We start from the raw sequence: 22,932 nt of genomic DNA, 5'->3' as shown, positions 1-22,932 counted from the left end.
AACCTTCTTTTATAAGCTCAAAGCTAATAAGCAAGTTATACCAATTCCATTAAGTATGCGGTCTAAATTTTAAGCCGAAAAAAAATTCAGTTCTAGGCGTATATAAAATTGGTTTTAAAGCGGGCGAAAACAATATATGGATTTGTTTTTAAAAAGAAAAATAGATCTAATTTTGGGCTCATAATGACAATAATGCATCAGCTGGAACCTTTGACTATAAAGTGGGGAAGGTGCTGAAAGGCTGTAAAAATTATATCTTTGTGCGCTTGCTAGCAATTGCATCGCATTTAATAAGTAAGTAGTTGTGCGTGTCATAAAGCGATTTAACAAAGAATATAAAAAGTTAAAAATGAAAGATGATTTTGCCGCCTATAAGCATACTTACCTTCAATGATTTATCTTTCATAAGGCAGCCCTTTATTTTGCTTTATTTTTAAAAATGCAGCTTGCAGTGCTTCTATTAAATGCATATCTGTTTTTTTATTCGCAGCTAAATAAGCATCAATTGTTAGCTCATCTATTTTATAAATAAACTTTAAGTGTGCTGGTTCAAGCTTTAAATAGTCGCTCATCTGCTGCATATATAAAGGATCGTCTACAATTAAATCTACTTTTTTAGCTAATAGTAAAGAGTATGATTTTTGAATGTCAGAGGTTAAAACAACTTCAAATCCAAGTTTCGTGAGGGTTTGTGTTGAAAAGTCATTGCGTTGCATTGCAATTTTATACACTTTTGCTTGTTCAGTAGTGTTTATAATAAGATCATCTCGCTCTGATAGGCCAATAAAGCCTAGTTCAAAACGTCCGACAGGTCCTATCCAATAAAATTTATTTTCTCGCTCTACAGTGCGTGCAAGGCTGTATATAAAGGTGTTTTTTAACTCATCTGCAATTTTATAAGCACGTGCCCAAGGATACATTTGAATGTTAGGTGTGAGATCAGCCTCAGCAAATATATCTCTAATAAACTGAGTACCTTCACCTGCTACCTCGCCATTAATCAATACTTGGTTTGGTGGTGCTAACTCTGTAACAACAAGCAGGGCTTCCTTTGCTTGAGCATACGCAGAGCAAATTAAAAAAAGAGAATAAAGAATATATTTCACAATAGCGAATCGTCATTCGGTTAGCTTAAGTAATAATAAGTGTGGCTGAAAATATGAAAAACACAAAAATTATTTATGTGAACTTGTTACTAAGATATTGGTTTATTTGAGTTATGTATAACTATAAAGGAGGCTAAATAGATAAGTGGCTTGAGATTTGAAGTAGATGAGGCTAAAAATTAAGGCCTAAAACGATAAAAGGGCCTTGCGGCCCTTGGTGAAGTATCGTTCAAGTCAGATAGAGCTTTAACCCCTTAAAGCGCTATCCTCTTGTTTTGCAACACCGGTGTTCATCTCAATAAGTTTCTAAGCTAGCGAGAGGAAAAACCCAGCAATTGCTGCGCTCATAAGGTTAGCCATAGATCCGGCTAACACTGCTCTGAGCCCTAAGCGTGCGATATCCTTCCGCCGACTAGGCGCCATACCGCCTAACCCACCTAGTAAAATGGCTATCGATGATAAGTTAGCAAACCCACATAAAGCAAAAGTAACGATTGCTTGTGTGTGCGCGCTTAACGTATCGCGATAATTTATAAAGTCTAAGTAAGCAACAAACTCGTTTACTACTATCTTTTGACCAATAAAGCTGCCGGCTATAATCGCTTCATCCCATGGCACACCTAGTAACCATGCAACTGGAGCAAATACATAACCTAATATTTCTTGAAGCGTTAATGTTGGGTAATCAAACCACCCGCCAATACCGCCTAATAAACCGTTTAATAATGCAATTAGCGCTACAAAAGCAAGTAACATTGCACCTACATTAAGTGCTAAATGCATACCGTTTGCAGCACCTGATGCAGCTGCATCAATTACATTTACAGGCTTATCTTCGTCATCTAAATCTAAATCAGCTAAGTTATCTCTAGGCGTTTCAGTTTCTGGCACAATCATCTTGGCCATTAAGAAACCACCTGGTGCAGCCATAAAGCTCGCAGCAATAAGATACTTAAGATCTACGCCAATAATTACGTAACCGGCCATTACAGAGCCTGCTACCGTGGCTAGGCCACCTACCATAACTGCAAACAACTCTGATTTAGTCATTGTTGCAATAAAAGGTTTAACTATTAACGGGGCTTCAGTTTGGCCTACAAAAATATTTGCAGTTGCTGAAAGCGATTCTGTGCGCGAGGTCTTCAATAATTTTTGTAAACCGCCGCCTAAAATCCTAATTATCCAATCCATAATGCCAAGGTGATATAACACAGCAACAAGTGCTGAGAAAAACACGATAACCGGCAAAACTTGAATCGCAAAAATAAAACCTAATGTGTCTTGTGAGGCAAGTGGACCAAATAAAAATCCAATACCGTCGTTTGCATAACCAATAACCGATGAAACGGCTGATGACATGCTAGTTAACACATTTTTACCTGCTTCGAAAAACAGTACAAAACCACCAATAACAATTTGCATCGCAAATGCTATACCAACGGTTCTTAAATTAATTGCCTTGCGATTAGTTGACGCAGCAAAGGCAATGCTTAGTAGCACACACATGCCTACTAAGCTCATAAATGTTGTCATACAAATGTTTCCCGTTGTTATTCTTGTAGTAAATATTTAATTTTACTTTTTATTATATCAATCGCAACGCGGTTCATGCCGCCTCGAGTCACAACTAAATCAGCGTTATGTTTAGAAGGCTCAATGAATTGATAAAACATCGGTCTAACAGTTGCCTGATATTGCTCAACAACAGATTGTAATGTTCTGCCTCGTTGCTCCATATCACGTTGCATACGACGCATTAAACAAATATCTAAAGGTGTGTCTATAAACACCTTAATATCAAATTCTTTATTAAGCGCTTTATCACTCAATAGTAAAATACCTTCAACAATGAGTATTTTAGCAGCTGGCACTCGGCGTGTGGTTGCGCTACGCGTGTGCTGTGCATAATCATACGTTGGTACTTCTACTGAGTTACCACAACGAAGTTGCGTTAAATGCTCAAGCATTAATGCGTGTTCAAATGCATCTGGATGGTCGTAATTTGTTTGCGTACGATGAGCCATCGGCAAATGCGACTGATCCTTGTAATAAGCATCTTCTTCAATAATGGCGATAGCGCCTGGTTCAAGCTCATTAACCAATTCATTGTAAATTGTTTGGCTAAAAAGAGATTTGCCCGACGCTGATGCGCCTGCAATGGCTATAATAGTAGTTCGTGTCACTAAAGTTCTCATCCACACAGAAAGATATATTGTTGGTAGATCACAATAGCAAAAAAGACACGATTAATCTCTTTTGCTTCGCTCAAGGGTGCAAATTTATAATGTTTAGGTTTTATGAAACAGGACTTTTGTCCTGTACGGAAAATTCGATCAGCGGATAAAGTAACCACCTAGAATCAAAGTGAGGTCAAAATGGCAAGAGCAATTATTTTAATGGCAGATAGCCTAGGAATCGGTGCAGCACCAGATGCAGATAAATTCGGCGATCTTGGGGCTAATACATTCGCTCACTTACTAAAAGCATATTACGACGAAACAGGCAGTGCGCTGTCGCTTCCTAACCTATCAAAACTTGGGTTAGTGGATGCATGCGAAGCTGCCGGTGGCGAACCGTGTTTAATTTCAGACCGCCAAGCTCCTCAAGGTGCATGGGGTTACGCTAAAGAAATCTCTAGCGGAAAAGACACGCCATCAGGTCATTGGGAAATGGCAGGCGTACCTGTGTTATTTGATTGGGGATATTTCCCAAAAACACAGCCAAGTTTCCCACAAGAATTTATAGACGAGTTTATTGCTCGTACAGGTATTCCTGACATATTAGGCAATTGCCATGCATCAGGAACTACCATTTTAGAACAGCTAGGTGAAGAGCACGTAAAAACAGGTAAACCAATCTGTTACACCTCAGCTGATAGCGTGTTTCAAATAGCCGCGCATGAAGAGTCATTCGGCCTAGAGAAGCTTTATCAAGTTTGCGAAATCGCACGGGCGCTACTTGATGAACTGAATATAGGACGAGTGATTGCGCGGCCATTTTTGGGTTCAAATAGCCAAGACTTTGCTCGAACGGGTAATCGTCGTGACTATTCAGTACTTCCGCCAGCACCAACATTGCTAGATGTACTAGCAAAAGACGGCGGCGAAGTAATTAGTATTGGTAAAATTTCAGATATTTACGCGCATCAGGGCATAACCCAAAAGCATAAAGCACCTGGACTTATGAACTTGCTAGAAAAAACCAGCGAAGTAATGGAAAGCGCGCCAGATCGTAGCTTAATCTTTACTAACCTAGTTGATTTTGATGAAAAATTTGGTCATCGCCGTAATCCAGTAGGATACGCAAAAGCATTAAAAGAATTTGATGACTATTTACCAACTATACTAAATCAGTTAAAAGCAGATGACGTATTAATGATCACTGCAGATCATGGCTGTGACCCAACCTTTCCAGGCTCTGAGCACACTCGTGAATACGTACCTGTTATTGCATACCAACCAGGTATGAGTAACACACCATTAGGTGAACGCAACAGTTTTGCAGATATAGGTCAAACACTGGCACAGTGGTTTGGTTTATCTGCGCTTGATTACGGCGACAGCTTTTTAAATGAGCTAAAAACGCCAAATAAAAAGGAAAACAATTAATGAGTACTCCGCATATCAGTGCAAACGTTGGTGATTTCGCCGAAACAGTATTAATGCCAGGCGATCCGCTACGTGCGCAATATATTGCTGAAAACTTTTTAGATGATGCAGTACAAGTTACAGGCGTTCGTAACATGTACGGTTTCACTGGTACTTACAAAGGTAAGCCAGTAAGTATCATGGGTTCAGGCATGGGCATCCCATCAATGTCTATTTATGCACGTGAGCTAATTGTAAGCTTTGGCGTTAAAAATATTATACGTATTGGTACGTGTGGCGGTATTGGCACAGATATCAAAATTCGTGACGTAATTTTTGCACAAGGTGCAAGCACAGATTCAAACGTAAACCGTGCACGCGTACGTGGCTACGATTTTGCTGCTATTGCTAACTTTGACCTACTTTTAAACGGCGTAAACGCTGCTAAAGAGCTAGGAATTAAAGCAAAAGTAGGTAACGTATTTACGACAGACACATTCTATCAAGCAGATGATTCGTTCTATAAAGACTTAGACAAGTTAGGCATGCTAGCAGTAGATATGGAAACAGCAGGCTTATACGGCGTTGCAGCTGAATACGGCGCAAACGCAATGGCATTATTTACAGTAAGTGACCACGTAATCACTGGCGAAGCAACACCTGCTGATGAGCGTCAAAGCACGTTTAACGAAATGGTTAAAATTGCATTAGAGTCAATAGCTTAAATAACACATAACAGTTCCTTGGTAACGTATTCACTAAGTTTTGGAGACACGCCCAAAGTGAAGTGAGACTAAACCTCCAAAGCCGCATTTTATGCGGCTTTTTTTATGCCTGAAGAAAATGGGTAGCAGCTTCTAATTACTTATACCAATTCGCTTAATTAAGTGATCTATTTTGAGGATGGAAAAACGTGTTGATAGCTAGGCAAAAAATTCGCTATTTAGTTGTTCTAAATGAGAATTTTTTAACGCAGGTAGTGACACGTTTAGCCCCTAAAAATGATTAAGTATTATTGCGGGTTGGTATTAATTCAACCATCTAAAAACTGCGTTTTTTAACGCCCGCAAGCAGCGCGTCTACAAGTGAATTTTAGCCACCGCGTTAAGTTTTCCACGTAGGCGCAGAGCTTGCTCGCGCGAGAAGCGCAGCTTCTAATTACTTAATCACCCATCCTAAAAACTACGTTTTTAAACGCCCGTAAGCAGCGCGTCTACAAGTGAATTTTAACCACCGCGTTAAGTTTTCTACGTAGGCGCTAAGCTTGCTCGCGCGAGAAGCACAGCTTCTAATTACTTAAGCTAACTACTCTAAAAGCGCAGCGTCTCTAAACCTCTTTGTGAATTAATCGCTTTAGGTCTTAACTCTACGGTAGAGCAGAGTTTGTAGAGCGCAGTAAAGCTTCTAATTATACCAATCTGCTTATATATGGGGTCTATTTAACGTTAAGAAAATTACGCTAGAACTAGGCAAAAATTTTTGTATCTAGTTGTTCTAAATAAAAAATTTTTAACGACGTTATAGTGCAATTTAATTCGTTAAATTGATCAAAAATTTATGCAGGTTGGTATTACCCAACAAACATAACCTTTAAAAACAAAAAAAGGGCCAAGGCCCTTTTTTATGATGTTGCGCCTAATCATACAGGCCAAATACCGAGTGCTTAAACAACTTCACCAGCTACTATCGTATTAAAGCTGTCGTTGTCATGTAAGCTTGCAAATGCGCTCTCATGTAATAGCTCATTACGTAAGTTTGGAGAGTATTCAAGTGCCATTTTGATGTCGGCTAATGCATCTGCATGCTTATGTGTTAGCGCATAAGCACATGCTCGTTGCCAATAGGCATAACCATAGACACTATCTATATCAATGGCTTGATTACACAACTCAATGGCTTGTGCTGTTTCATTTATTTCTAATAACGCATCGGCCTTATAAGCAATGGCTTCAACATCCTCTGGTTTGCGTTTTAAAATCTCATCAAATATTTCAATTTTATTAGCAAAATCACTTTCTAAATTGGCGCGCATCCATAACGAATGAACCTCGTTGGTAACTGATATGCGCTCTTGGTTACTGAGTATTTCTTCTGAGCGTACGCGTAGTTTTTCTTCAAGAATTTTTAATCGGTCTTCATACTCGTCAGTAATTACACTTACACGTGTATTTACAATATCTTCTACTTTGTTTTTAACATCGCGTAGTGAGTTCCAGCCCACTAAAACCAAAATAGAAGCCGTAGCGGTAATTATAAAAAATACATTATTAATAGTATCGGTAGTGTATGTTAATGCGCGATCTGCAGTATCAAGCTGTGCATGAGTAACTTGCTTAGTTACATCCTCACGGAGTTTTTGTTGATCTTGCCTTACGGCTTTTAGCTCGTCGAGTATGTAGCGCTCCATTAGCGGTTTAAACATAGACTCTTTAAGTTGTTTGAGGGCTTGTTGCTCTTGTTGTGCTGTAGGGGCTGCTGGTTTTTGTTCAGCAGAATTTACTATGCCCGAAAAAAAAGTTAAACAAACAAAAAGTGTAGATAGGTAATAACGCATCGGTACGCCTAATTAAATTAATTACTGTAATAACTTTAACATGCAGGGCTGAATGGCACTAGGGCGCGTTGACTTTTCAGGATTAAAATTGACCTAATTTAGATAGGAGTAATAGTTGTAAGAATTTTTTAGCCTAGTGAGCTTAGCAATAACAGGTTAAAGCATGAGCATTTTTCTAATACTTAGTTGGTTTTAAGAAAAAATAGGCAAAAAAAAACCAGCTCAATATGAGCTGGCAAAAACTGCTTAAAACAACAATATGTCGTAGGGATTCACAGGAGAACAACTTCATACTAACTGAATCTTTATGAACAAATACTTAATTCAATTCAATTAGTTAAAAATATAAGAATACTCAAAGTATTCGGTTTATAAAGTAAAGGTGCATTGGGCTTAAGTAATGCACCTTTATAATTATAATTATAACTATATAACTACAATTTCATGGTGAAGGGGGGTATTCCAATGTGCGCTTTAAATAAATTAAAGCCACTTTCAAACCCTTCACATACCATTACGCCGAAATTTTTCAATTCGATCACAGGTCTAGTAAAAAGGTTAAGGTTAATTCACTAATTTGTTTTTTTATCTTACGTAATACCTTATACGAGCGTCATCAAATTTATTTTTACTATTATTTTGAACGTAATTACAAAGCTATTGTTAAATACATCATTAGCAAAAGGCCAATCAAAAATATAAATTGGAGCAATCGTTTTAAATAGTATGTTGAGGCTGGCGTAGCATAATTTATGCGCCTATATTAAGGATACGTAAGTGTTTAGGCAGGCACACTAAATAATAAGTAAGCCGATTAAATAAAAATAACCGTTACTTTTTAAAAAGTTATAAATACATAAGCAACAATACTGATTGATTAAGTATTTTACTTTTCTATTATAAGGATTCCAGAATGAGCAACCCTAAAGCAGGCCAATGTCCGGTCATGCACGGCAGTAATACTAAAACGTCTAATCCCAATACTGATTGGTGGCCAAATGCCCTAAACTTAGACATTCTTCATCAGCACGACACCAAATCAAATCCATACAATAGCGACTTTAATTACGCTGAAGCATTTAAATCAATCGATCTTGACGCGCTAAAAACAGACGTAAAAAGCTTAATGACCGATAGCCAAGATTGGTGGCCAGCCGATTGGGGACATTACGGCGGTTTAATGATTCGTTTAGCATGGCACTCAGCGGGTTCATACCGTTTGGCCGATGGTAGAGGGGGCGGTGGTACAGGTAATCAACGTTTTGCGCCACTAAATTCATGGCCAGACAACGGTAACCTCGACAAAGCGCGCCGTTTACTTTGGCCAATAAAGAAAAAATACGGTAACAAGCTTTCATGGGCCGACTTAATTATTTTAGCGGGCAACATGGCATACGAATCAATGGGTTTAAAAACCTTTGGTTTTGCCGGCGGCCGAGAAGATATTTGGCATCCTGAAAAAGACGTTTACTGGGGAGCTGAAAAAGAATGGTTAGCGCCAAGTGACGGTCGTTACGAAAGTGTAGATAAACCAGACACCATGGAAAATCCATTAGCCGCAGTACAAATGGGCTTAATTTATGTAAACCCTGAAGGTGTAAATGGTATTCCTGATCCGCTTAAAACAGCGGCCCAAATTCGCGAAACTTTTGCGCGTATGGCAATGGATGACGAAGAAACCGCTGCATTAACGGTAGGCGGGCACACAGTAGGTAAAGCACATGGTAATGGCAAAGCAGAAAACTTAGGCCCAGAGCCAGAAGCTGCTGACGTACACGAGCAAGGCCTTGGTTGGAATAACACTACAACACGTGGGATTGGCCGCGATACAGTTACATCAGGTGTAGAGGGCGCATGGACTACGCACCCAACACAATGGGACAACGAATACTGTAAGCTTTTATTAACCTACGAATGGGAACTCACTAAAAGCCCAGCAGGCGCTCATCAGTGGGAGCCTATTAATATTAAAGAAGAAGACAAACCTGTCGATGTAGAAGATTCATCAATTCGTTTAAACCCAATGATGACAGATGCTGATATGGCCATGAAAGTGGACCCAACGTACCGTAAAATTATTGAGCGTTTTTATAACGACTTTGACTACTTTTCAGACGTGTTTGCACGTGCCTGGTTTAAACTAACTCACCGCGATTTAGGCCCTAAATCATGTTACTTAGGTGCTGACGTACCAAGCGAAGACTTAATTTGGCAAGATCCAATTCCAACCGTTGATTACACATTAACAGACGACGAAATTAGCAATCTAAAAACAACATTATTAAATTGTGGTGTTAGTGCCGCTGATTTAATAAATACAGCTTGGGATAGCGCACGTACTTATCGTGGTTCTGATAAACGTGGCGGCGCAAATGGTGCACGCATTCGTTTAGCACCGCAAAAAGATTGGCAAGGTAATGAGCCAGAACGTTTAACATCAGTACTTAGTGCGCTTGAAAAAGTGCAGGCTGGCTTGAGTAAACCTGTTAGCATCGCCGACTTAATTGTTTTAGGTGGTACAGCAGCCGTAGAACAAGCTGCAAAACAAGCCGGTGTTGATGTAAACGTGCCGTTTGCTCCAGGACGTGGAGATGCAACAGACGAAATGACTGATGCAGAATCGTTTGATGTACTAGAACCAATACACGATGGTTTTAGAAACTGGCTGAAAAAAGATTACGCAGTGTCAGCGGAAGAGTTATTACTAGAGCGCAGCCAATTAATGGGATTAAGTGCACCAGAAATGTCGGTACTTATTGGTGGTATGCGAGTACTAGGTACTAACTATGCTGGCAGCGAACACGGCGTATTTACAAATAGCGTAGGCTCATTAACCAACGACTTCTTTGTAAACTTAACTGACATGTCAAACCGTTGGGAGCCAACTCAAAAAGGTTTATACAATATAGTAGACCGTAAAAGTGGCACTACTAAATGGACTGCAACACGCGTTGATTTAGTATTTGGATCAAACTCTATATTGCGCGCACTTGCTGAGTTTTATGCACAAGACGACAACAAAGAGCGCTTTGTACATGACTTTGTAAACGCATGGGTAAAAGTAATGAATGCCGATAGATTCGATCTTAAATAATCTGTACGCTAAATAAAAACGGGGGAGTAATAATTTACTCCCCCGTTTTTGCATATAGTCCCGGTCAGTATTACTTATAAAATATTGTAATTTATCTAAGTCATATAAAAATTAGGCATTAAAAAAGGCGGCAAAAGCCACCTTTTTATAAAACAATAAAACTTATAGAAGTGCAAAAAGCTTTTGTAGTTGTGGCATGTATTCGCTGACAAGTTCAAGGTTGCTTTCGCTTACTAAAGACTCTGTAGACTCCTCAGCTGCGCTTGACGATTTACCAAACGAACCCATTAACGAGCTAGCGCCTTTATCTTTAGCACTTTTCATGCTTTGAAAACCGCCCATTACTTTATTCGCTGTTTCTTGATTATCAGCAGATAAACCCGATTTAAGGTTTTCGATATAAGCCATTGATACTTCAGAACCTACAGTTACTAGTTGCTCTGGTGTAAAGCCGTAGCGGCCTGTAACACCCGCGAAGCTTTTGTATAGGTCTTGCTCTTTAATCATGCTTAGTGCGCTATTAGCTAAAGAGCTTTGTTCGTCAACACTTTGATCTGCAGAACCACCTAACATACTTGCTAAGTCTAAGTCTTTTAAAGACTCTTGGCTGCTTGCCCAGCTCGTTACAGCTGGCAGTGCTTTCATATAGCTTTGAAGTTGACCTTCGTTAATATCTACTGCAAGGCTTGAGAAACTCATTGCTAATAAGCTAAGTGATACAAGTATTTTTTTCATTGAGCATTTCCTAGTATTAAAGTTGTGCCAATTAGAAACTAATAAGCAACACTTGCCAACACAAAATAATATATTGGCTGATTTTATAGTACAATTTATGAGAATTTATTTAAGTTCTAAGAATTTAGTTCATTCACCACAAGCTAATGTACTGATGATATAATACATTTTTGACAAATAGAGCTGAACACAATGTTAACAATTTCAAATACTGTCACTATCGATGAATGGGAACTAGAGCTAACGGCTATTCGTTCGCAAGGTGCCGGTGGTCAAAATGTTAACAAAGTCGCAAGTGCAATTCATTTACGCTTTGATATTAACCGCTCTAAATTACCTGATTTTTATAAAGAGCGTTTGCTAGCCTTAAATGATACAAGAATTACCAAAGAAGGCGTTTTAATAATTAAAGCGCAAAGCCATCGTACTCAAGAGCTAAACCGAGAAGATGCCCTTAAGCGCTTAAAAGATTTAATACTTAGTGCTACCGTTGTTAATAAAGCGCGTCGTGCCACCAAGCCCAGCCGTAATTCACAGCGAAAGCGCATGGATAAAAAAACTAAACACGGGCAAAACAAAGCGCTACGCGGCAACATAAAGTTTTAGTTTTAAACGGTATTAATAAAGTATAGAAGGGACTTGATGCCTACATGCAGGCACCATTTTTACATCGTATTGTACGTATAAAAATATGAGTGAGGGGTAGCCTCACTTATATTTAATAACTATTAATACCTACTTAGCCATTTCTAAATCAGATTCTGCATTTGCCAACATTGCAAACTCTTCATCAGCGCTTTTAGCAACTAAGTGTTTTGAGCTATAGCCAAAGTAATATGCGGCGCCCACAATAAACAGCACCATAGTGTATAAAAATGCACGAGGGTCAAACGCATACACACCCGTTAATGCTATAAGCGAAAGTACTAAAGCAATACTTGACGTAACTACGCCACCTGGAGTTTTGTACGGGCGAGGTAAATCAGGTTGTTTAACGCGAAGTAAAATATGGCTCAGCGCCATTAATGCATACGAGAGCGTTGCACCTACTACTGCCATTGCAAGTATTAAGTCACCCTCACCACTGAGTGATACTAAAAAGCCAAATACTGCCGGTACAATCAACGCACGTGCTGGCACTTTGCGATTAGTCGTAATAGACAACGAACGAGGTAAATAACCGGCTCTAGATAAAGCAAACACTAAGCGACTATAACCATAAATAATAGAGAAAAACGAAGCAACTAAACCCGCAAGCCCTAATATATTTACAACGGTTGCTAAGCCCTCACTACCCGATGCATTTAATGCATCAACTAAAGGCACAGCACTTGCCCCCATTGCAGCAGCACCGCCAGCACCAGGTACTAAAACAACAACTAAAAAAGCAGTAAATAACAAAAAGATCATTGCACCAATAATGCCTTTTGGCACATCTCTAGCGGGATCTTTTGCTTCTTCAGCAGCAAGCGGTACACCTTCAACTGCTAAAAATAACCACATGGCAAACGGTAATGCAGCCCAAACCCCGTACCAACCTAAAGGTAAAAACTCACTAGCTCCCACTGCATCGGTTACGGGGACGTCAAATAAGCGTGATGCATCAAAATTTGTGATTAAAACAAAAGCCGTTGCAATAATAGCTAATACCGCTAAACCACTTATTACCATCATTACTTTTAGCGCTTCTCCTACGCCCGCTAAATGAATTCCTACAAATAGTAAGTAAAATAATGCATATACCCATGGACCATTAAACCCGGTGAGGACTTCAACTGCCGAGCCTATAAAAATAACAATAGCAGCGGGCGCTAAGGCATATTCAATTAATACGGCAAGCCCGGTTAAATAGCCTCCCGCTGGCCCCATAGCTTGACGCGCAAAACTATAACCACCGCCTGCAGCAGGTATTGCAGCTGACATTTCAGCAAGCGATAGTACAAGCGCTAAATACATAACCGCCATTAATACTGCAGCAATGGCAAAACCACCCCAACCGGCTTCGGCGATACCAAAGTTCCAGCCTGCAAAGTCACCCGATATTACATACGACACACCCAAACCTGCGAGCAATAACCACCCCGCAGTACCCCGTTTTAACTGTCTTTTAGCAAGGTACTCTGTATTATTATTAGTAGACATAACCTTTCTCCGTTGATGTTTAGTTTTTATTTTTTATTTCATGTGTTTTTAATTAAAATTATTCAGCAATTAAAAAGTTAGTGGTTGAAACCTGATGCTCAATTACATCATCTTGTGTGCGGTCTTTTAAATTAACCCCAGTTAGTTTTAGTTTTTTAGCTTCACGTAATAAGTACAGTGCGCGTCTCGCCGCTTCTGTATAAGGTAGGCCTGCAGGGCGAATATTCGATATGCAATTACGACATGCATCGTTAAGTCCTGTTTTGGGCTCCCATGTTAAATACAAGCCAAGGCTATCTGGCGAACTAAGTCCTGGGCGCTCTCCTATTAACACCATAACCACCTGCGCATTTAGCAACTCACCTATATCGTCGCCAATCGCTACTCGCCCTTGCTCAACCAAAGTAATGGGAGCAATTTTAAATTGCTTGTCTGTTGTAAGGTGCGTTAATAGCTCTGTTATAAATGGGTATGCATTTTTTTGTACCGCCAACGACGAAAGTCCATCAACCACTACAATCGCTAAATCGTATTTAGCCTGCGCAGTGTGCTTTTGTTTATTCATATAGCTGAGAAGTACTTGCCTACCATTTTCATCAAGTTTGCGGCCTAAATCGGGTCGCTGAAGGTAAGTAACCCTGTCAACGGCTTGGCTGTGTAAATGCAGGGGAGGGGCAACCTCTTTTAGAGCATTAATACTGCCTAGTTGCTCAGTCATTTCGTTAATATCAAGCGGAAAACTCACCGCATCACGCGCTTGTGCATGAGATAGCTGAAAAGCCAGCATTTCTGAGGTTGGCAAACTTATACCAGCGCGACCAAGCCCAATACGGGCGTCGGTAAAACGCCGTAAATCACTCCAAGGGTTGTGCACTACATTACCGTTATTTTTATGCTCATTTATTGAGTTATCTAATGGAGTGGTCGGTTTTGAACGTGATTTCATGAGCCACCTCCAGCAATTGCACCCAGAGGTTTAGCAAAAGCGGGAGGCAAGGTATCTGAAAGTGTGATGTCGGTAGTGCTTTGCATAATTTTCATTTTGCTTAGCCATGCTTCAAACTCAGGGGCGGGTCTAGAGCCAAGAACTCGACGCACATATAATGCATCATGAAACGACGTAGTTTGGTAATTAAGCATAATATCGTCAGAGCCAGGTATTCCCATTACAAACGAGCAACCTGCAACACCTAATAGCGTTAGCAAATTATCCATATCGTTTTGATCGGCCTCTGCATGATTGGTGTAACACACGTCGCACCCCATCGGTATGCCTAGTAACTTAGCGCAAAAGTGATCCTCAAGTCCTGCTCGGGTAATTTCTTTACCATCAAACAAATATTCAGGGCCAATAAACCCCACCACGGTATTAACCAGTAACGGATCAAACTTACGAGCAACTGCATAAGCGCGAGCTTCACACGTTTGCTGATCAAGCCCATGATGCGCATTTGCTGAAAGCGAACTGCCTTGCCCAGTTTCAAAATACATCACATTATTGCCAACAGTGCCGCGCTTTAAACTCAAAGCGGCATCTTGCGCTTCAGCTAAAGTATTTAAATTAAAACCAAAACTTGAGTTAGTAGCCTCCGTGCCGCCAATCGACTGAAATACCAAATCAACCGGTGCGCCAGCTTCTATACATTCAATAGTGTTAGTAACATGTGTAAGCACACAGCTTTGCGTCGGTATGGCGTATTTTTGAATAACATCATCCATTAATGTCATTAATTTAATGGCCTGGGCAACGTTGTCGGTTGCTGGGTTTATACCTATTACGGCATCGCCATTACCGTATAGCAGCCCATCAAGCATGCATGCAGCAATACCGTTAATATCGTCAGTTGGATGATTGGGTTGTAAACGTGTAGATAAATGCCCAGGGAGGCCAATAGTGTTTCTAAAAGCACTTGTAACATGGCACTTTTTAGCAATTAATATGAGATCTTGATTGCGCATTATTTTGCTAACTGCAGCAGCCATTTCAGGCGTAATTCCTTGCCTTATACTTGCAAGTACAGCGGGTGTTGCAAAGTCGCTTAAAAGCCAATTACGAAAATCGCCTACAGTTAAATGTGCAATAGCCATAAAGGCATTGGCATCGTGCTCGTCAATAATTAAGCGTGTAATTTCGTCATCTTCGTAGGGAATAAGTACCTCATTTAAAAATGTTTTAAGAGGTACATCGGCCAATGTCATTTGAGCCACAGCACGTTCTTGTGCTGATTGTGCAATGACGCCCGCTAAGCGATCACCCGAACGCTGTGGCGTTGCTTTAGCCATTAACTGGGCTAAGTTCTTGAATTTATAAGTGTGTGTACCTAAAGTGTAACTGTACGCTTGCCCCATGATTTACTCCACATAACTAACATGATAAACCTTGGTATAGGTTTTGCTGCATCTTTAGCTATAAATCAATTTTCAATAGTTACAAGACAGCTTATTTTGTACCAAGTAACTATCGAATTTCGGCAAAAGATTATTTATTAATCCAATTCAATTGGTTACATACGCAAAGCGGTGTTAACTTAACCATAATAAAAGTGTAACCAAAAAGAGCATCCCCTATATGGCGCAGCAAAGTAGCTACAACGCACCACTAAAGAGCAAGGTGCAAACACACGATATAGACGAGCAAGCGCATAGCCTTACTCAATGGCAGCAAAAATACGATCAAATGAGCGACGGCAGCTTTTATGGTTTTATTGAAGAAACAGATTACGTCAATATTCATGTGTTTAAAGAATACACCGAGCGAGCGCTTCGTCAGCAATGTAACATCGCCCCCAATTCGGTTTGGCTTGGCATTCCTTGTCAGTCGCAGCAAAGTAAGATTAATGGTCTAAGTGTGGCAAGTAATCAATTTATGTGCCGCACAAGTGATAATGACTTTGAGCTGATAACCCCTGAGCAATTTAATATTTATGGTTTGGTAATCGATTGGAATTCAATTGAATATATGGCGCAGCTACAAGGCGTAACATTGAAAAACCTATCATCAGCACAATCAGCTCGCTTATCGGTAAGCAACTCATCATTGCAAACGGCAAGGCAAATAATTAATAGCATGGTTGTAGGCAAGGGCTTTGGACTTAAAACCGAATCACAGCAAGATATGCTAAACATGTTGGCACTACACTTATTACAAGCAGATAATCCACAACAAAATATTGCGCCAAGTTATAAACATCGAAAAGCCGTAGTAGATAAAGTAAAAGATTACGTGGCCACAAATCCACAAAACCCAATAACCATAACCGAGCTGTGCGAGCTTGCCTTTGTAAGTAGGCGCACACTTCAGTATAGTTTTGAGAGTGTTTTAGGAATTAACCCTTTGCGGTTTTTACGTTTAACACGTTTAAATAATGTAAGGCGGGAACTAAAAAAACCAAACCAAGATAAGCCAATTTCAGTAATAGCAGCCAATTGGGGATTTTGGCATGCGGGACAATTTGCTAAAGATTACACGCAACTATTTGGTGAAAACCCATCACAAACAGTTAAAAATTCAGCACAGCAGTTTAAACCACCGTGCTCTACAAACCCGTAGGTGCGAATTTATTTCGCGCTAATGTAACGTGGCTTAAATGCTCTAAAAGTGAAAGCGAAGTATAAAACCTCACCTACATCAACACCGAACCCGTAGGTGCGAATTTATTTCGCGCTTATGTAACATGGCTTTAATGCTCTAAAAGTGAAAGCGAGGTATAAAACCTCACCTACATCGTGCAAACACCAAACCCGTAGGTGCGAATTTATTTCGCGCTCATGTAACATGGCTTTAATGCTCTAAAAGTGAAAGCGAGGTATAAAACCTCACCTACATCGTGCAAATATCAAACCCGTAGGTGCGAATTTATTTCGCGCTTATGTAACGTGGCTTGTATGCTTTAAAAGTAAAAGCGAGGTATAAAACCTCGCTTACTATATTCAAAAGCCCTATTTGATCGGTGCTATTTAAGCCGCGATTAAATAGGACTCTTGTCCTGAATGCTTGTTGTTGCGTTTAAACGAACCTTTGCCTTTTTTAGCTTTAACCACTTGTGGTTTAAATAATTTAGAGGTGACCATCGCCGCTAGTGCATTGTGGTTTATAACGCCTCGTCCTGTGTCTACCGCGCTGTTGCTTGCGGTTTTTGCTTTAGATTTTTTAGTCATATATTTCCTATCAACTAATGGTTATTTTAAGTTAAATAATAAAAAGGCTTTTATATTAGCCTATTTAAGAGATGGCGATTGTAGGCTTAATTTTCAACCGCGCAAGTATTTTTAATGCCCAACAGATACTTTTTTAATAATAAAAAAGTATAAAAAAAGCGCAGTTAATAACTGCGCTTAATATTACTTTAGTTTGCTTTATAAATTAAAAACTAAAGCTTACTTTTGCATAGTACGTTCTGCCGTCAAAGCCGTATGGCAATGCGCGTACTGGGTATTTAAATGCGCCGTTGGTGATAAAGTTAAGTACTTCGTCGTCGCCTAGCTCGTCTGGCGTTTCGTCAAATACGTTATCGGCACCCACTGAAAGCGCAAACATGTCGTTAATTTGGTAGCTAACATTTAAATCAACTAACACAGCAGACTCAACCGTACTTGTTGGTTTAAATGAACCCGTAGGCGAAAGCTCACCTGGTAATGAAATATGGTCATTACCAAAGTATTTTACATCTGTTTCGCCAAAGTAGTTAAAGCGAATGGTTGATGTGTAGGCATCGCGTTCGTAGTCAAACGTAAGCGTTGCACGTTCACTAGGTTGTCCGTCGGTAAAAAAGCTACGTTGTAAATCATCAAAAGCAACCGCTTCAGGAATACCGTCTTCAGCATTTACGCCGTCAATTTTAGTATCGTTTAGGTTACCTGCAAAGGTTACTCCTAAATTGCCACCTTCAACTTCTGTACGGTACGATGCAATAATATCAACGCCTTGCGTAGTAGAATCAACCGAGTTTGAGAAGTAGTTAGCTTGCACAGCTCCAGTTGCTTGTAGCGCTGCAACTGCTTCTGAGCTAAACGATACGTCGTCAGCGGTAAGTAAGCTGCCAAGCGTAATACGGTCTTCAATTTCTACACGGTAAAAATCAACCGTTAACGAAAGCTCGCTTGTTACATCGTAAACAAAACCTGCACTGTAGTTTGTTGAAGTTTCAAGCTCTAAGCTATCTACGCCTAACGCACTTGGGAAAGCGGTCCCTGTGTTTGCAGTGAACGATTGCGTTAATGTGCCGTCTGAGCCTAAGTTAGTTGTAAAGGCTGTATAACCACTTTGTTGAAGTGATGGTGCTCTAAAACCAGTAGATACCGCACCACGTACAGCAAAATCATCTGAAAATTCATAACGTGTTGCTAATTTACCAATTAAATCATCCCCAGCATCTGAGAAATCTTCATAACGTAGCGCACCACTTACGTTCCATGCATCGGTGATCATAGTTTCTACGTCTACATAAACTGCGTAGCTGTTACGGTCGCTGTCGTTAGCTGCTTCAGGGCGTAGGCCGTTATAAGCCTGAAAACCACACTGTGCAAATTGGTCCGGATCGTTTACTGATGGGTACGAGGTATCCATATTTGCTAGTCCACAGGCGTATGATGCTTCATCGCCAGGCACTATTTCGTAGTTTTCTTTACGGTATTCAGCGCCTACTGTTACATATAAAGGTTCACCACGGCCAATATCTACAATACCGTTTACATCAAGGTTAAGCGTTGTTTGATCAAATCTAAAACCACCTGAGTAACCGCCACTAGGGCCTGAATTTGCTGCAATATCGGCATCGCTTGCACTTGGGTTATTAAATAAATACTCAGCCGCGTAAGAAGCGTTTAATGTATTGCGTGATGTAAAGTCGTATTGGTTTTCACCATAAACGGCCGAAACATCGTAATTCCAATCTGTGTTTATATCGCCTTTAAAACCAAGCGCGACTGAAATATCTTGTGCTTCGTTATATATGCGCGGTAAAAAACCATCGCTATATACTTGAGTTACGTTTTTAGACGCTTCGTTAAAGTTACGGTAAAAACCATTACCCAGCGCCGTGCGCTCTGAGTAGCCACCAAACGAGTAAAGCTCGCCGTCGCCCATTGGTAATGCCATGTTGTAAAATAACGACGTAAATTCACTTTCTGAGTTACCTTGGCCCCAGCGTACGTCTTCACTTAACGTACCTGGTTCAACATTAAGCGACCCCCCCGTATCACGCTCGGCGCGGTTAGTGCCATCGGCATCACGGTACTCAAGCGATAGGTTAATAAAGCCGCCTTCGTTACCTAATTCAAAACCACGGTTTAAACCTGCTGAAATAGTGTCGCCGTCACCTTCACTTGTGCCGCCGTATTGTACAAAACCCGTTGTAATACCGGTTGAGTTATTAAGAGATAAGTTAATTACGCCTGCAATAGCATCAGAGCCATATTGCGCCGCTGCGCCATCGCGTAATACTTCAACGCCTTTAAGGGCCGTTAGCGGAATCGCATTCATATCAGTACCCGCAGCGCCCGCGCCTACAGTACCGTTAAGGCCAAAAATTGATTGGTTATGACGACGTTTACCATTTACTAATACAAGAGTTTGATCTGGCTGTAGGCCACGAAGTGTTGCGGGTCTAAATAAATCAGAACCGTCAGATACTTGTGTACGCGAAAAGTTAAATGAAGGCGCTGTCGCTTGAAGGCTTTGGCCAAGCTCGGTAAAGCCACCTTTGGTTAAATCATCTGCGTCAATTAAATCAATAGGAGAAGAAGACTCAGTAGAAGTACGGTTAGATACACGCGATCCTAATACAGATATTTGCTCAATGTTTTTAGCAGCTTGCACTGGTGCTTCTTCTGCGTTAACAATGCTTGGTGCGCTAAACGCGAAAGCAACGGCTACAGCAAGTGTGTTTAAACGGTATGTTGGCATAGTGACGACCCTGTTTTTTTGTATTCTTATAATATGTGTGTGGTTATGGTGCTCATAACCTGTTGCAAACATCCTAGCAACATATGCAAACAAAAAGAAATGAAAAAAACTAAATATTTGGTCTAAGTATGCAAATAAATTTCAAGATAAGAAAAAACCACCTTTAATCGATTAAAATACACGCTACAAGGGCATTAAACTTCAAAAAAAAGATATATTAACTTTTTATTTACATTGTGATTTTGTTCGTTAGTTTACGCTTTTAAAGGTAATAGGCAGCGGATGGTCGTACCTGTCCCTAATGTGCTGTTAACTTCTATTTTTCCGCCATGATCGCTCACCATAGCGTATACAAGTGTCATACCCATACCGGTACCTTCTCCAACTTCTTTTGTCGTGTAAAAAGGGTCAAACATATGCGCTATTGTGTCTTCACTCATTCCACAGCCATTATCTTTTACCTCAATACAGATATTTGTGTTTAGTTCAAAAATATTGACCTCAATAATGCAGCCTTTTTCTAAATCAAGCTCGCATGCTTGCCAAGCATTCATTAATAGATTTACAAAAATTTGATTAATTGACGATAAATTGCACCAAATAAGTGGTAGTGGTTCAAACCGCGTTTTTATCTCGCATAGTTTGAGTTTGTTACTTAATAATCTTAAAGCATTATTAGCACCCGTTGTTACATCGGTTAGTTGTTTATCTTGCGAGGAGGAGGGGTGGGCAAAGTTTAATAAGTCATGCACAATTTGTTTTATTCGTTTGAGTCCTTCAACGCTGTCGTTAACTTGTCCCTGCAAATTGTTATAAAGCCACGCATACGGATACTGTAAATTGAGTATGTCGATTTCGTGTTTAAAACGGCTTTCTTTAATTTCATTGTTTAAGTATTGCTCGTTAAGCTTTAGCAACGTGATAAGCAAAGGAGTAGAATTTTGTAAGCTTTCTATATTACTCATTGCATAGGCAAGCGGGGTATTTATTTCATGGGCTACGCCTGCACAAAGCGTTCCTAAGGTTGCCATTTTTTCGGTTTGCACAAACAGCATTTGCTGGTGTTCTAAATCGGCTACTTTTTTTTGTAATTCATTATTTATGGCAACTAAAACGGTGCTTTTATCTTTGAGTAATTGTTCTGCGGCCAAGCGCAGCTTTTGTTCGTTTAAAAAAGCACGTTCAAAATTACCATCTGATCCATTCATTCCTTTCATCCATATAGATAACTTTATACTTAACGTTTAGTCGTCTACATGCAAATTTGCAACTTTAGTGTGAGCATTTATCTACTTATAGATAATAACCACATTAGGTGACTCCTACTCTATATAAAAGGTAAGCATAAACAGGTCACGGATGTTTTTTTAAGCTATTATTTAGCCAGAAGTAATTTAAAGGCGGCGCAATGACTCAAGCAACACCAAACACACCAATGAATCAGATCGATGTACTTTGTATTGATGATGACGAAATAGTACTACGTACGTTAACACGACTACTTGAAGTAAATGGCTTAACGGTTATTGTTTGCGATAATCCGCAAAACGCACTAACACTTTTTAAAAATCATGAATTTGGTTTAATTATTAGCGACATGCGGATGCCAGTAATGAACGGTGCCGAGTTTTTAGAAAAAGCGCGTGCGCTGGCACCCGACACTCAACGCATTTTATTAACCGGTTACGCCGATATACAAACAACCCTAGCGGCTGTTAACCAAGGGCAAATAAATGGTTATATTCAAAAACCATGGCAAAATGACTTATTACTTCGAAGCATTAAAGATAGCCTAGAAAAATTTGTGCTAAAAAAGCAAAACAAAAAATTAGAAACACAAGTTAAGGCACAAAACCAAGAACTACTTGAGCTAAATAACACGTTAGAGCAACGAGTAGAAAAACGCACCTTACAAATTAAACAAGTTTTAAAAAAGCTTGAAGACGCCAACGAACGCGAAAAACAAGAGCACAAATCAACCGTTGAGCTGCTATATAATTTTGTTAACGCAAACCCTTATCTTGATGGCAACAAAGCACAAAATATTGCAAATACCTGCACACAAATAGCGCTTTACTTAAACCTGTCGCAAAAAAGCATTGATCTTGCCCCAATGGCGGGTTATTTAGCACAAATAGGTTTGCTTGCTATGGACCCTGAGCTTTATAAAAAACCGCTAAATCGGTTAAATGAGCAACAACGTAAGACCTTTTATACTCACCCAAGTACTGCACAATTAATGCTAATGCCAGCAATACATTTACACGATTTATCGGATGCTATTTATTATCAGTTTGAACGTTTTAATGGAAATGGAATGCCCAAAGGCCTTGCTGGAAACGACATACCGATAGGGGCTATGGTATTAGGTTTAGCGCGCGACTATTGGGATGCGTTTGAGCAGAGCAATGCAAGCGATGAAAAACAGCGCCATGAGGACGCACTCGAAAGTGTAAAACTTTATAGTGGTTCGTTTTACCACCCTAAAATAGTTCGTGCGCTTGAAGCAAGCCATGCAAAACTACACGAACAAAAAAGTTCAGCAGGATCAGTACTAATTTGTAATGCCCATGAACTCAAAGATCAAATGATACTCGGCCATGCTCTGCACAGCCATTCGGGTATAATGTTGCTGCCTAAAGGTCATGTGTTTAGCCGCAAATCAATAGAAAAACTGCAGCAACTAGAATCTAAAAAACCAGCCCCATTTAGAATTATGGTTAAAACTGCTAAATGATTGATCTAAACGGCAGTTTTTTTCGTTACAATGTGCATAAAATACATTATTGAATTTGCTTGAAGGAGCACTC

17 protein-coding genes are annotated in these 22,932 nt (G+C 39.9%); 6 read left to right on the top strand and 11 right to left on the bottom strand.

The window, feature by feature from the left end:
• Window positions 1-395 precede the first annotated feature (395 nt).
• From GQR52_RS13610 to udk, 3 genes are all read right to left on the bottom strand, one after another.
• Complete coding sequence (locus GQR52_RS13610) at window positions 396-1,106, bottom strand: transporter substrate-binding domain-containing protein (RefSeq protein ID WP_165728799.1); 711 nt, start codon at window positions 1,104-1,106, stop codon at window positions 396-398.
• A gap of 306 nt (window positions 1,107-1,412) precedes the next feature.
• Window positions 1,413-2,639 (bottom strand): NupC/NupG family nucleoside CNT transporter, encoded by a 1,227-nt coding sequence (locus GQR52_RS13605; RefSeq protein ID WP_007583535.1) that lies wholly within the window; start codon window positions 2,637-2,639, stop codon window positions 1,413-1,415.
• Between the two features lie 17 nt (window positions 2,640-2,656).
• The gene (gene udk / locus GQR52_RS13600) at window positions 2,657-3,289 is read right to left on the bottom strand and encodes a uridine kinase (RefSeq protein ID WP_007583533.1); all 633 of its coding nucleotides are present in this window, start codon (window positions 3,287-3,289) and stop codon (window positions 2,657-2,659) included.
• Window positions 3,290-3,481: 192 nt separating this feature from the next.
• Here udk and GQR52_RS13595 point away from each other — a divergent pair, with 192 nt between their 5' ends.
• Complete coding sequence (locus tag GQR52_RS13595) at window positions 3,482-4,714, top strand: phosphopentomutase (RefSeq protein WP_165728798.1); 1,233 nt, start codon at window positions 3,482-3,484, stop codon at window positions 4,712-4,714.
• Window positions 4,714-5,418 (top strand): purine-nucleoside phosphorylase, encoded by a 705-nt coding sequence (gene deoD, locus GQR52_RS13590; protein ID WP_002959109.1) that lies wholly within the window; start codon window positions 4,714-4,716, stop codon window positions 5,416-5,418. The genes GQR52_RS13595 and deoD overlap by 1 nt, the downstream gene beginning before the upstream one ends.
• Before the next feature lie 938 nt (window positions 5,419-6,356).
• On the opposite strand, the gene GQR52_RS13585 is transcribed toward deoD, so the two are convergent.
• Window positions 6,357-7,247: a tetratricopeptide repeat protein gene (locus tag GQR52_RS13585; RefSeq protein ID WP_007583526.1), complete on the bottom strand. Its 891-nt coding sequence runs from the start codon at window positions 7,245-7,247 to the stop codon at window positions 6,357-6,359.
• A gap of 913 nt (window positions 7,248-8,160) precedes the next feature.
• On the opposite strand from GQR52_RS13585, the gene katG reads away from it, so the two are divergent.
• Window positions 8,161-10,341, top strand: coding sequence for a catalase/peroxidase HPI (katG, locus tag GQR52_RS13580; protein WP_165728797.1), 2,181 nt, complete (start codon window positions 8,161-8,163; stop codon window positions 10,339-10,341).
• A 162-nt stretch (window positions 10,342-10,503) separates the two neighbouring features.
• Here katG and GQR52_RS13575 read toward each other — a convergent pair whose 3' ends face one another.
• Window positions 10,504-11,076 (bottom strand): hypothetical protein, encoded by a 573-nt coding sequence (locus GQR52_RS13575; RefSeq protein WP_010555231.1) that lies wholly within the window; start codon window positions 11,074-11,076, stop codon window positions 10,504-10,506.
• Window positions 11,077-11,268: 192 nt separating this feature from the next.
• Here GQR52_RS13575 and arfB point away from each other — a divergent pair, with 192 nt between their 5' ends.
• Window positions 11,269-11,682, top strand: a complete 414-nt coding sequence (gene arfB, locus GQR52_RS13570; RefSeq protein ID WP_007583522.1) for an alternative ribosome rescue aminoacyl-tRNA hydrolase ArfB — start codon at window positions 11,269-11,271, stop codon at window positions 11,680-11,682.
• A gap of 129 nt (window positions 11,683-11,811) precedes the next feature.
• Here the strand turns inward: arfB and eat are convergent, their stop codons facing one another.
• From eat to GQR52_RS13555, 3 genes are read right to left on the bottom strand one after another with little or no spacing between them, the layout of a single operon-like run.
• Window positions 11,812-13,218: an ethanolamine permease gene (gene eat / locus GQR52_RS13565; RefSeq protein WP_165728796.1), complete on the bottom strand. Its 1,407-nt coding sequence runs from the start codon at window positions 13,216-13,218 to the stop codon at window positions 11,812-11,814.
• 58 nt (window positions 13,219-13,276) lie between these two features.
• Window positions 13,277-14,164 (bottom strand): ethanolamine ammonia-lyase subunit EutC, encoded by an 888-nt coding sequence (gene eutC / locus GQR52_RS13560; RefSeq protein WP_165728795.1) that lies wholly within the window; start codon window positions 14,162-14,164, stop codon window positions 13,277-13,279.
• Window positions 14,161-15,567: an ethanolamine ammonia-lyase subunit EutB gene (locus GQR52_RS13555; protein ID WP_024594012.1), complete on the bottom strand. Its 1,407-nt coding sequence runs from the start codon at window positions 15,565-15,567 to the stop codon at window positions 14,161-14,163. The genes eutC and GQR52_RS13555 overlap by 4 nt, the downstream gene beginning before the upstream one ends.
• Window positions 15,568-15,787: 220 nt before the next feature.
• Between GQR52_RS13555 and GQR52_RS13550 the strand changes: the two genes are divergently transcribed.
• Window positions 15,788-16,768 (top strand): helix-turn-helix domain-containing protein, encoded by a 981-nt coding sequence (locus tag GQR52_RS13550; RefSeq protein ID WP_165728794.1) that lies wholly within the window; start codon window positions 15,788-15,790, stop codon window positions 16,766-16,768.
• Window positions 16,769-17,175: 407 nt separating this feature from the next.
• Here GQR52_RS13550 and GQR52_RS13545 read toward each other — a convergent pair whose 3' ends face one another.
• From GQR52_RS13545 to GQR52_RS13535, 3 genes are all read right to left on the bottom strand, one after another.
• The gene (locus GQR52_RS13545; RefSeq protein ID WP_024593211.1) at window positions 17,176-17,376 is read right to left on the bottom strand and encodes a ribosome alternative rescue factor ArfA; all 201 of its coding nucleotides are present in this window, start codon (window positions 17,374-17,376) and stop codon (window positions 17,176-17,178) included.
• A 205-nt stretch (window positions 17,377-17,581) separates the two neighbouring features.
• The gene (locus GQR52_RS13540; RefSeq protein ID WP_165728793.1) at window positions 17,582-20,122 is read right to left on the bottom strand and encodes a TonB-dependent receptor; all 2,541 of its coding nucleotides are present in this window, start codon (window positions 20,120-20,122) and stop codon (window positions 17,582-17,584) included.
• Window positions 20,123-20,376: 254 nt separating this feature from the next.
• The gene (locus GQR52_RS13535; protein WP_007583514.1) at window positions 20,377-21,330 is read right to left on the bottom strand and encodes a HAMP domain-containing sensor histidine kinase; all 954 of its coding nucleotides are present in this window, start codon (window positions 21,328-21,330) and stop codon (window positions 20,377-20,379) included.
• Window positions 21,331-21,530: 200 nt separating this feature from the next.
• Between GQR52_RS13535 and GQR52_RS13530 the strand changes: the two genes are divergently transcribed.
• Window positions 21,531-22,859 carry an HD domain-containing phosphohydrolase gene (locus GQR52_RS13530; RefSeq protein WP_165728792.1) on the top strand — a complete coding sequence of 443 codons (1,329 nt, stop codon included), beginning with the start codon at window positions 21,531-21,533 and terminating at the stop codon, window positions 22,857-22,859.
• Window positions 22,860-22,932 lie beyond the last annotated feature (73 nt).

The organism is Pseudoalteromonas sp. 31A1, assembly GCF_011378815.1.
In the GTDB taxonomy this organism is placed as follows: domain Bacteria; phylum Pseudomonadota; class Gammaproteobacteria; order Enterobacterales; family Alteromonadaceae; genus Pseudoalteromonas; species Pseudoalteromonas arctica.
The sequence above is the reverse complement of the archived record's forward strand: the minus strand, read 5'-3'. Positions and strand labels throughout refer to the sequence as shown.

Coding starts and splice junctions, on each gene's coding strand:
- katG (WP_165728797.1), top strand. CDS start 8,161: ATGAGCAACCCTAAAGCAGGCCAATGTCCGGTCATGCACGGCAGTAAT.
- GQR52_RS13535 (WP_007583514.1), bottom strand. CDS start 21,330: ATGAATGGATCAGATGGTAATTTTGAACGTGCTTTTTTAAACGAACAA.
- GQR52_RS13575 (WP_010555231.1), bottom strand. CDS start 11,076: ATGAAAAAAATACTTGTATCACTTAGCTTATTAGCAATGAGTTTCTCA.
- arfB (WP_007583522.1), top strand. CDS start 11,269: ATGTTAACAATTTCAAATACTGTCACTATCGATGAATGGGAACTAGAG.
- eat (WP_165728796.1), bottom strand. CDS start 13,218: ATGTCTACTAATAATAATACAGAGTACCTTGCTAAAAGACAGTTAAAA.
- GQR52_RS13585 (WP_007583526.1), bottom strand. CDS start 7,247: ATGCGTTATTACCTATCTACACTTTTTGTTTGTTTAACTTTTTTTTCG.
- GQR52_RS13550 (WP_165728794.1), top strand. CDS start 15,788: ATGGCGCAGCAAAGTAGCTACAACGCACCACTAAAGAGCAAGGTGCAA.
- eutC (WP_165728795.1), bottom strand. CDS start 14,164: ATGAAATCACGTTCAAAACCGACCACTCCATTAGATAACTCAATAAAT.
- GQR52_RS13605 (WP_007583535.1), bottom strand. CDS start 2,639: ATGACAACATTTATGAGCTTAGTAGGCATGTGTGTGCTACTAAGCATT.
- GQR52_RS13530 (WP_165728792.1), top strand. CDS start 21,531: ATGACTCAAGCAACACCAAACACACCAATGAATCAGATCGATGTACTT.
- deoD (WP_002959109.1), top strand. CDS start 4,714: ATGAGTACTCCGCATATCAGTGCAAACGTTGGTGATTTCGCCGAAACA.
- GQR52_RS13555 (WP_024594012.1), bottom strand. CDS start 15,567: ATGGGGCAAGCGTACAGTTACACTTTAGGTACACACACTTATAAATTC.
- GQR52_RS13595 (WP_165728798.1), top strand. CDS start 3,482: ATGGCAAGAGCAATTATTTTAATGGCAGATAGCCTAGGAATCGGTGCA.
- GQR52_RS13545 (WP_024593211.1), bottom strand. CDS start 17,376: ATGACTAAAAAATCTAAAGCAAAAACCGCAAGCAACAGCGCGGTAGAC.
- GQR52_RS13540 (WP_165728793.1), bottom strand. CDS start 20,122: ATGCCAACATACCGTTTAAACACACTTGCTGTAGCCGTTGCTTTCGCG.